This is a genomic window from Polaromonas sp. (assembly GCF_039932935.1).
Lineage (GTDB): Bacteria > Pseudomonadota > Gammaproteobacteria > Burkholderiales > Burkholderiaceae_C > Polaromonas.
Window position 1 is genome coordinate 1 of sequence record NZ_JBDTPB010000116.1, and the last position, 9909, is coordinate 9909.

The window sequence follows — 9909 nt, forward strand, 5'->3', positions numbered from 1 at the left end:
CGAAGCGAAGTTCCTGTTCGGCCTGACGCCGGAGCAGATCGAGGTCGTCATCCACCCCCAGAGCATCATCCACTCCATGGTGCAATACCGCGATACCTCGGTGGTGGCGCAACTGGGCACGCCCGATATGCGCGTTCCCATCGCCTACGGGCTGGCCTGGCCCGACCGCGTCGTGTCGGGGGCCAAGGCCCTGGATTTCAAGGCGCTCGCCACCATGACCTTTGAAGTCCCGGACAACCAGCGCTTTCCCGGGTTGCCGCTGGCTTGGGAGGTGCTTAACGGCCCGGTCGGCAGCACGGCGGTGCTCAATGCCGCCAACGAGGTGGCAGTTGCCGCCTTCCTTGAAAAACGTATCCGTTTTGACCATATTCACCATGTAAATCACGCAACTTTAGAGGCGGTAACACTCTCAGAGGTAAGTGATATTGAAGGCCTGCTCGGGCTGGATGGGCAGGCTCGCCGCGTTGCCCTTCAAATCGCCGGACAACTGGAGCCATGACATGCTGACCCTGATTTCTTTCGTTGTGACGCTGGGTATCCTGATTGCCGTGCACGAATACGGCCACTACCGCGTGGCCGTGGCCTGCGGCATCAAGGTCCTGAAATTTTCCATTGGCTTCGGCAAGCCCATTTACACCTGGCGGCTCAAAAACAAGTCCACCGAGTTTTCCATCGGCATGCTGCCCCTGGGTGGTTACGTCAAGATGCTGGATGAGCGTGAGGCGCCTATCGGCCCGGCCGAGCGCCACCTAGCCTTCAACACCCAGCCGCTGAAGTCCCGGGCTGCGGTCGTGGCGGCCGGCCCGGCGGCCAACCTGCTCCTGGCAGTGCTGCTTTACGCCGTTCTCAACTGGAGCGGCCTGCAGGAACCCAAAGCCGTCCTGTCCAGCCCTGTGGCCGGTTCGCTGGCTGAGAAAGCCGGGCTGCGCGGCCAGGAAACGGTGCAGCAGGCCGCTCTCGAAGGTGATGAACTCCAGGATATTCGTTCTTTTGAAGACTTGCGCTGGCGCCTGACCCAGGGCGCCCTGGATGGGCGTGACCTCACACTGGTGCTGGGTGCCGATACGGCAAGAGCGGGCCGGACCGTGCGGTTGCCGCTCAGCACGCTGGGTTCCCCGGAAGCCGACGCCCAGTTGTTCCGGAAAATCGGAATCTTGGGGCCGTGGACGCGTCCCGAGATTGGCGGTGTCATGCCCGGCGGTGCCGCCGAGAAATCCGGCCTGCATGCGGGTGACGTGGTGGTGCGCGTCGGGGATACGGCCATCATGGATGGGCCGCATTTGCGCGAACTCATACGTACCTCGATCCCGACCTCCAGCACGGGTGCGGCAGGCATCGCGCCTCAAAGCTGGCATATTCTCCGCGACGGCCGGCCGTTGGTGCTGCAGGTCACGCCTGAACTCAAACCCGTGAACGGGACGATGGTGCCCCGGATCGACGCCTATGTGGGTGCGCCTGCGGAACTCGTGACGGTGCGTTATGGCTTTGTCGATGGCCTGTGGCAAGGGGCCGTTCGCACCTGGCAGGTGTCCGCACTGACGCTGCGAATGATGGGAAAAATGGTGACAGGCCAGGCTTCACTCAAGAACCTCAGCGGGCCGCTTACGATTGCCGACTACGCAGGCAAATCGGCCAGCCTGGGCTGGAGCTACTACCTGACCTTCCTGGCTCTGGTGAGCGTGAGCCTTGGCGTCCTGAATTTACTGCCGTTGCCGGTTCTGGATGGCGGGCACCTGATGTATTATCTTTGGGAGGGGATCACTGGCCGAGGCGTGTCTGACGCCTGGATGGACCGGTTGCAGCGCGGTGGCGTTGCGATCCTGCTGGGCATGATGTGCGTTGCCCTGTTTAACGATGTCACCCGGCTCTTGGGCTAATTCCATATATTTCATGCAAAAACAAATAAATCGCTTTAAAGTTCGTGCAGTTTGCGCCATCGCCGCCGGTCTTTTTGCAGCCAGTTCGGCTTGGGCCGTTGACCCTTTCACCGTGCGAGACATTCGGGTTGAAGGCTTGCAGCGCGTGGAGCCGGGAACCATTTTTGCCTCCTTGCCTTTTCGTGTCGGTGAAACCTACAACGACGACAAAGGCTCCACTGCCATTCGCGCACTGTTTGGCTTGGGGCTGTTCAAAGATGTGAGGCTTGAAGTCAGCGGTGACGTGCTGGTCGTGATTGTTGAGGAACGTCCGACCGTTGCTGACGTGGATTTCGTCGGTGCCAAGGAGTTCGACAAGGACGCGCTCAAAAAAGCGCTTCGCGAAGCGGGTGTGGCAGACGGCCAGCCGTTTGACAAGGCCCTGGCCGACAAGGCCGAGCAGGAGCTCAAGCGCCAGTACATCAACAAGAGCCTGTACGGTGTCGAGATTGTCACCACCGTCACGCCGATTGAGCGCAATCGCGTCAACCTGACCTTTAGCGTGACCGAGGGTGAAGTCGCCAAGATCAAGGAAATCCATATCACGGGCAACAAGGCGTTCAGCGAGTCGACCCTGCTGGACCTGTTCGACCTTGATACCGGCGGCTGGCTCAGCTGGTACACCAAGTCTGATCGCTATTCGCGCACCAAACTCAATGCCGACATTGAAACGCTGCGCTCCTATTACCTCTCGCGCGGCTACCTCGAGTTCAAGATCGACTCCACCCAGGTGGCGATTTCCCCCGACAAACAGAGCATTGCCATCACCGTCAATGTGACCGAGGGTCAGCGTTTTGTGGTGTCTGGCGTCAAGCTTGAAGGAAACTACCTCAACAGGGAAGAAGAGTTCAAGACGCTTGTAAAGATTGTGCCCGGCGAGGCCTACAACGGAGACGAGGTGGCTGAAACCACCAAGGCTTTCAGCGACTACTTCGGAACCTTCGGCTACGCCTTCGCGCGCGTGGAGGCGGTGCCTGAAATTGACCGCGTCAACAACCGCGTGGCATTTGTGCTTCAGGCTGACCCTTCGCGCCGCGCCTACGTGCGCCGCATCAATGTGGCCGGAAACAACCGCACGCGTGATGAAGTTGTACGCCGCGAATTCCGCCAGTTTGAATCTTCCTGGTATGACGGAGACAAGATCAAGCTTTCGCGCGACCGGGTCGATCGTCTTGGGTTTTTTACCGAAGTTAACATGGACACGCAGGAAGTCACTGGAACTTCGGACCAGGTGGACCTGACGGTCAATGTGGTTGAAAAGCCGACCGGCAATCTGCAGCTTGGTGCGGGGTACTCCAGCGCGGACAGCCTTTCCCTGGTGTTCGGCATCAAGCAGGAGAACGTTTTTGGTTCCGGCAACTATCTGGGCGTTGAAGTCAATACCAGCAAGACAAACCGCCAGATTGTGCTGAGCACCATTGACCCGTATTTCACGGCTGACGGTATTTCGCGGACTATTGATGTCTACGATCGGACCTCCAAACCCACTTCCGGGCAGGGCGGCGACTACAGCCTCAAAACGCGCGGTGCGAGTATCCGGTTTGGTGTACCGTTCACCGAGACCGACACGGTTTATTTTGGCACCGGATACGAGCAATTGAAGATTGTGCCGGGTACCAATTTGCCGGTGAGTTATCTGAACTATGCAAACCAATTTGGCTACACAAGCAATTCGATTCCGCTGACAGTGGGCTGGTCGCGCGACAGTCGCGACAGCTCGCTGGTGCCTACTTCGGGGCGTTACCAGCGCGTGTACGGCGATTGGGGCGTAGCCGGTGACCTCAAATTTGTACGGGCCAACTACCAAGTCCAGCAATATATTCCGCTCAACAAGCAATTCACGGTTGCGCTTAATGGCGAATTCGGCTGGGGTAAAGGGCTGAGCGGCCAACCTTATCCACTCTTCAAGAACTATTATTCTGGCGGTCTGGGTTCCGTACGCGGGTTTGAACAAGGTTCATTGGGTCCGCGCGACGCTTCCGATCTGGCCATCGGCGGGCCGAAGAAGCTCACCCTCAATGCCGAACTCATTGCACCGTTTCCAGGAGCCGGCAATGATCGTACTTTGCGCCTCTATGGCTTTGTGGACGCGGGCAACGTTTTTGGTGAAAATGAGCGGTTTCGCGTGAACGACCTGCGAGCCTCCACCGGTATTGGTATCAGCTGGATTTCCCCAGTGGGGCCCTTGCGCATCGCTATTGCGACGCCGCTGCGCAAACTGCCAGGCGATAGAATAGAGCGGTTGCAATTCCAAATTGGTACATCTTTCTAATGAAGCATTTCTCACTCAAAATTTTCCTGGGCATTGCCATTGTGCTGGCGGGTTTCTCCGCCAGTGCGCAGGAATTCAAGGTCGGAGTTGTCAACCTGGACCGGATTTTCCGGGAAGCCAATTCCGCAAAAGCCGCCCAGACCAAGCTGGAGCAGGAATTCAGTAAGCGTGAAAAAGAGCTGAATGATCTGGCAGCCCAACTGAAAACCCTGTCTGACAAATTTGAGCGTGAAGCACCGACCCTGGCTGAAAGCCAGCGTGTTTCAAGGCAAAAGCAGCTTGTGGACCAGGACCGGGACTTCCAGCGCAAGCGCCGTGAGTTTCAGGAAGACCTGAACACCCGCAAAAACGAAGAACTCCAGCAAGTGATAGAGCGCGCCAATAAGGTCGTAAAGACCCTGGCCGAGACGGAAAAGTACGACCTGATTCTTCAGGAGTCGGTTTACGTCAATCCCAAGCATGACATCACCGACAAGGTGATCAAGGCGCTGAACGCTGCCCGTTGATCGCGGGGTGTTCACCACGATCACCCTCGTGACAACGGCAGGCGCAGTGTGACACTCCGTCTTGCCGATATCGCCCAGTTCCTCGCAACGGCGGTGAACGCCGAGCTGATCGGGGACCCTGATGTTGTCATCGAACGGCTGTCCACGTTGGAGGCCGCCGGTCCCAACGACCTCAGCTTTCTCAGCAACCCCAAATACCAAGCCAAGCTCGCACAATCCGCTGCGGCGTGCGTCATCGTGTCGCCTGCCGCCCGTGGGGTTGCCGTCAGCCGGGGTGCTTGTATCGTGGCGGACGACCCCTACCATGCTTTCGCGCTGGTCACACAGCTCTGGAAGCAGCGGCAATTTGCCGAGCCGGCGCCGTACATTCATCCGGCAGCATTCATTGATCCCGAGGCCAGCGTGGCGCCGGGGGCTTCTATTGGCGCGTTTGCCTGCATAGGGGCTGGCGCTGTGGTGGGCGATGGCGTCCGTATCGCGGAGCACTGTGTCGTGGGCCGGAATGCGCAGATTGGTGCCGGTACCCGGCTGTCGGCACGTGTTACGGTGGCGGATGGTTGCAGGGTGGGCGAGCGATGCATTGTGCATCCGGGTGCAGTGATTGGCGCCGATGGGTTTGGTTTCGCGCCTCACCAGGGCCAATGGATCAAAATTGAGCAACTGGGAGCCGTCCAGATCGGCAACGACGTGGAGATAGGCGCCAACACCTGCATTGACCGCGGCGCCCTGCAAGACACAGTGCTGGAAGACGGTGTCAAGCTCGACAACCTGGTTCAGATCGGCCACAACGTCCGCGTTGGAAAGCACACCGCCATGGCCGGATGTGCCGGTGTCGCGGGTAGCGCAACGATCGGTGCGCATTGCACCGTGGGCGGGGGCGCGATTGTGCTGGGTCATTTGACGCTTGCTGACGGCGTGCATGTTTCGGCAGCGTCGGTGGTCACCCGGTCCATCTTGAAGCCCGGGCATTACACCGGTCTCTTTCCTATCGACGACAATGCTGTCTGGGAAAAAAATGCCGCCACGCTGAAGCAGCTTCATACGCTTCGCGAGCGTCTCAGAGAGGTCGAGAAGGCCATTCTGCACTCAGGACACACTCAAGAAAAATCATGATGGATATCCACCAAATTCTCAAGCAGCTGCCGCACCGCTATCCCATCTTGCTGGTAGATCGGGTACTGGAAATGGAGACGGGCAAGCGCATCAAGGCGCTCAAAAATGTCACCATGAACGAGCCTTTCTTCATGGGGCACTTCCCCCATCATCCGGTCATGCCGGGCGTGCTGATCCTGGAGGCCATGGCGCAGGCGGCCGCGCTGCTGGCTTTCGACACGATGGGCGTGACGCCCGATGACAAGACGGTCTATTACTTCGCCGGCATCGATGGCGCCCGCTTCAAGCGGCCCGTGGGTCCGGGTGACCAGATGATCATGGATATCACGCTCGAGCGCATGAAGGCGAGCATCTTCAAGTTCAAGGGAGCCACCCGTGTGGATGGGGCCATTGCCTGCGAAGCTGAGCTGATGTGCACCATGCGCACCATTGCGTGAGCCGGACGGTAGAACCCACGTTAAGCGCGACATGATGACAGCAGCTTCCGCGCCGGGTATCCATCCCACGGCTCTTGTGGACCCCAAGGCCCAGCTTCACGCTTCGGTGAGCGTCGGGCCTTACACCGTGATTGGCCCACACGTCAAAATTGGCGCCGGCACCACGGTAGGCCCCCACTGCGTGATTGAGGGCCACACCACCATTGGTTGCGACAACCGGATTTTCCAGTTCAATTCGCTGGGCGCAGTACCCCAGGACAAAAAATACGCGGGCGAGCCGTGCGAGCTGGTGATTGGTGACCGCAACACGATTCGCGAGTTTTGCACGTTCAACATTGGCTCGCCCGGCGACGGCGGCGTGACGCGCGTGGGCAATGACAACTGGATCATGGCCTACGTGCATCTGGCGCATGACTGCTCCGTGGGCAACAACACCATTTTTGCCAACAACTCCCAGCTGGCAGGCCATGTGCATGTGGGCGACTGGGTGATTTTGGGTGGCTTTACCGTGGTGCACCAGTTTGTCAGGCTGGGCGCGCACAGCATGACCGCCATGTGCTCACTGCTATTCGCCGACTTGCCGCCTTTCGTGATGGTTCAGGGCCAGCCCGCCGAGGCCCGCTCCATGAACTTCGAGGGCCTGCGTCGCCGGGGCTTTTCACCGGAGCGTATTTCCGCCGTCAAGGCCATGCACAAAGCCTTGTACCGTGACGACCTGACGCTGGAGCAGTCGCGCGCGCGCATAGCCAGCCTGACTGAAAAGTATCCGGAGTCCGCGCCAGATGTCCAGATGATGGTGTCCTTCCTTGAGCAGACCTCGCCGCAGCGCGGCATCGTCCGGTAAATAACCATGTCCTTGCCGGAGCCAACCCCTCTGCCAGCCCGTAGAGAGGCCGGCCTCTCCGCCGTGCCGCCAGGCCGTGCACCTCGCGTTGCGATGGTTGCGGGCGAAACGTCCGGGGATTTGCTCGCTGGCCTGCTGCTCGATGGTTTCAAGGCCAGGTGGCCGGCGCTGACATCGAACGGCATTGGTGGCCCTCAGATGGCGCGCCGCGGTTTTGATGCCTGGTGGCCCAGCGAAAAGCTGGCGGTGCGCGGCTATGTCGAGGTACTGCGCCACTACCGTGAGATCGTGGGCATACGCGAGCAGCTCAAACAGCGCCTGCTGGCCCAGCGGCCCGACGTCTTCGTCGGTGTGGATGCGCCCGATTTCAACCTTGACTTGGAAGCCGCACTCAAAGTCCAAGGCCTCAAGACGGTTCATTTCGTCAGCCCGGCCATCTGGGCATGGCGCGCTGATCGCGTTGAAAAGATCAGGCGCAGCGTGGACCACGTGCTGTGCATTTTCCCGTTTGAACCTGCCTTGCTGGCCGCTCACGGGATTTCCGCCACCTATGTCGGGCACCCGCTGGCCAACGTCATCGCGCTCAAACCTGATCGCGCCGCCGCGAGACGCAAGCTCGGCTTGAAGGATGAAGACAGCGTCGTTGCGATTTTTCCGGGCAGCCGGAAGTCAGAGATACAGTATTTGGCTTTGAGGTTCTTTCAGGCTGCAGCCCATATACAGCGGGCGCAACCAGCTATCAAATTTATAGTGCCGGCCGTTCCCGCGCTCAGGGGCATGATCGAGCACATTGCCGGCGAGGCGGGCATGCGTGATCACTTGCAGATCATGGAAGGGCAGTCCCACACGGCCCTGGAGGCCTGCGACGTCACCCTGATCGCCAGCGGTACCGCCACCCTGGAGGCCGCACTTTTCAAGCGGCCCATGGTGATCGCTTACAACATGAACTGGCTCTCCTGGCAAATCATGCGGCGCAAAAAGCTGCAGCCCTGGGTCGGTCTGCCCAACATCCTGTGCCGGGACTTTGTCGTGCCCGAACTTCTGCAAGACGCGGCCACGCCGGAGGCGCTGGCGGCTGCAGTCCTGCAATGGGTAGAGGCAAAATCGTCGGCACCTGACACAATATCGGCTGTCGAACAACGCTTTACGGCACTGCACGCTGAACTGCAGCGCGATACTTCCAAACTGGCGACTGATGCGATCCAGCAAATTCTTGAAAGCTGAACAAACGGCGCTGTCCTGGGACTTTCCCGGGCTGGTGGCGGGTGTTGATGAAGCGGGGCGCGGGCCGCTGATGGGTCCTGTGGTGGCGGCCGCCGTCATTCTTGACGAACTCAATCCCATTAAAGGGTTGGCCGACTCCAAAAAGCTCACCGCCTTGCGCCGGGAAAAACTCTACGACGAAATTCGCGCCAAAGCGCTGTGCTGCTCCATCGCGCTGGCGACGGCCGAAGAGATCGACAGTATCAACATCCTGCAGGCAACGATGCTGGCCATGAAGCGCGCCGTGGAGGGCTTGCGTCTCAAACCCAACAAGGTGTTGGTGGACGGCAACCGCCTGCCGACCTTGATCATTCTGTCCGAGGCGATTGTGGGAGGGGACGCACTGGTCCCGTCCATCTCGGCTGCCTCGATCCTGGCCAAGGTGCATCGCGACCGATGGTGCGCCGAATTTCACCTCGAATACCCCCAATACGGCTTTGCCGGCCACAAAGGCTACGGCACGGCCGAGCATCTTGCGGCCTTGCGTGAGCATGGCGCCTGCCCGCAGCACCGCAGGTCATTTGCGCCGGTGGCTGAGGTTCTACGGTGAGTTCAACGGGCGCTGGGCCTTCCGCCGCCGCCACACACATCACCTCACGCGACAACCCGCTGGTCAAGGAGTTGCGCAAGCTCTCGCAAGACAGCACCGCCTATCGCAAGCAAGGCCGGGTCTGGCTGGAGGGCGACCACCTGTGCCGGGCAGCGCTGGCACGCGGCCTGAAACCCGCCCTGGCGGTGTTTTGTGAGTCCTTTTGGCCTCTAGCCCCCGCCGAATGGGCGCAAGCAGCTATCAAAACCATAGTAATTCCAGATGCACTGCTGCCTGAAATCAGCGGCCTGGAATCCCCCGCGCAGATGGGCTTTGCGCTGAACCTGCCGGCCGCAACCGGCTTGCGGCCGGATGTGGCCTCGATCATCCTTGACCGGGTGCAAGACGCGGGCAATGTCGGCTCCATCCTGCGTAGCGCCGCGGCGTTCGGGTTCAGCCAGGTCATCGCCCTCAAAGGCACGGCCGCGCTCTGGTCACCCAAGGTATTGCGGGCCGGTATGGGCGCCCATTTTGCGCTGCAGCTGGTCGAGGGGGTGGAGCCTGAGGCACTGGTGGCATTGGCAGTTCCCATCGTGGTCACCAGCTCGCACCAGGGGAGTTTGTTGCACCAACAAAAGCTCCCAATGCCATGCGCCTGGGCCATGGGTCACGAGGGGCAGGGCGTCAGCGACGAATTGATGGCCAAGGCCGCGCTCAAGGTTCGCATAGACCAGCCCGGTGGCGAGGAATCCCTGAATGTCGCGGCCGCAGCAGCAATTTGCCTCTATGCAAGCGCGATTGCCCAGCCCTGACTGAGCGCCAATGGGGGCCTGCATCTTGGAGGACAGGCCGCATCCGCCGCGGACGTCTTCCACCAGCAGGGGCCGCGGGACTGGCTTAGCCAGACCGCAGGCGCAGCGCCCCCTCGGGGGGCAGAGAGCCACACGAAGTGGGCGAACGTGGGGGCCTTGTCCCCACCAGCAGGGGCCGCGGGACTGGCTTAGCCAGACCGCAGGCGCAGCGCCCCCT

General features: G+C 60.3%; 9 protein-coding genes and 1 pseudogene. All 10 read left to right on the forward strand.

Annotated elements, in window-relative coordinates; genetic code table 11:
- Positions 1–499: pseudogene (locus tag ABI546_RS18385) on the forward strand (1-deoxy-D-xylulose-5-phosphate reductoisomerase); the annotation flags it as partial.
- A gap of 1 nt (position 500) precedes the next feature.
- Positions 501–1877, forward strand: a complete 1377-nt coding sequence (rseP, locus tag ABI546_RS18390; RefSeq protein WP_348048885.1) for an RIP metalloprotease RseP — start codon at positions 501–503, stop codon at positions 1875–1877.
- Between the two features lie 13 nt (positions 1878–1890).
- On the forward strand, positions 1891–4188 hold the full coding sequence (gene bamA, locus ABI546_RS18395; RefSeq protein WP_348048887.1) for an outer membrane protein assembly factor BamA: 2298 nt from the start codon (positions 1891–1893) through the stop codon (positions 4186–4188).
- Positions 4188–4694: an OmpH family outer membrane protein gene (locus ABI546_RS18400; RefSeq protein WP_348048889.1), complete on the forward strand. Its 507-nt coding sequence runs from the start codon at positions 4188–4190 to the stop codon at positions 4692–4694. The genes bamA and ABI546_RS18400 overlap by 1 nt, the downstream gene beginning before the upstream one ends.
- 48 nt (positions 4695–4742) lie before the next feature.
- Positions 4743–5807 carry a UDP-3-O-(3-hydroxymyristoyl)glucosamine N-acyltransferase gene (gene lpxD, locus ABI546_RS18405; RefSeq protein ID WP_348048891.1) on the forward strand — a complete coding sequence of 355 codons (1065 nt, stop codon included), beginning with the start codon at positions 4743–4745 and terminating at the stop codon, positions 5805–5807.
- Entirely contained in the window at positions 5804–6244 is a 441-nt protein-coding gene (fabZ, locus tag ABI546_RS18410) for a 3-hydroxyacyl-ACP dehydratase FabZ (RefSeq protein WP_348048893.1), read from the forward strand. The genes lpxD and fabZ overlap by 4 nt, the downstream gene beginning before the upstream one ends.
- 34 nt (positions 6245–6278) lie before the next feature.
- Positions 6279–7088, forward strand: a complete 810-nt coding sequence (lpxA, locus tag ABI546_RS18415; protein ID WP_348048895.1) for an acyl-ACP--UDP-N-acetylglucosamine O-acyltransferase — start codon at positions 6279–6281, stop codon at positions 7086–7088.
- Positions 7089–7181: 93 nt separating this feature from the next.
- Positions 7182–8312, forward strand: a complete 1131-nt coding sequence (gene lpxB, locus ABI546_RS18420; RefSeq protein WP_348048901.1) for a lipid-A-disaccharide synthase — start codon at positions 7182–7184, stop codon at positions 8310–8312.
- On the forward strand, positions 8284–8901 hold the full coding sequence (gene rnhB, locus ABI546_RS18425; RefSeq protein ID WP_348048897.1) for a ribonuclease HII: 618 nt from the start codon (positions 8284–8286) through the stop codon (positions 8899–8901). Before lpxB ends, rnhB begins: the two co-directional genes overlap by 29 nt.
- On the forward strand, positions 8898–9692 hold the full coding sequence (locus ABI546_RS18430; protein ID WP_348048899.1) for an RNA methyltransferase: 795 nt from the start codon (positions 8898–8900) through the stop codon (positions 9690–9692). Before rnhB ends, ABI546_RS18430 begins: the two co-directional genes overlap by 4 nt.
- Positions 9693–9909: the final 217 nt, after the last annotated feature.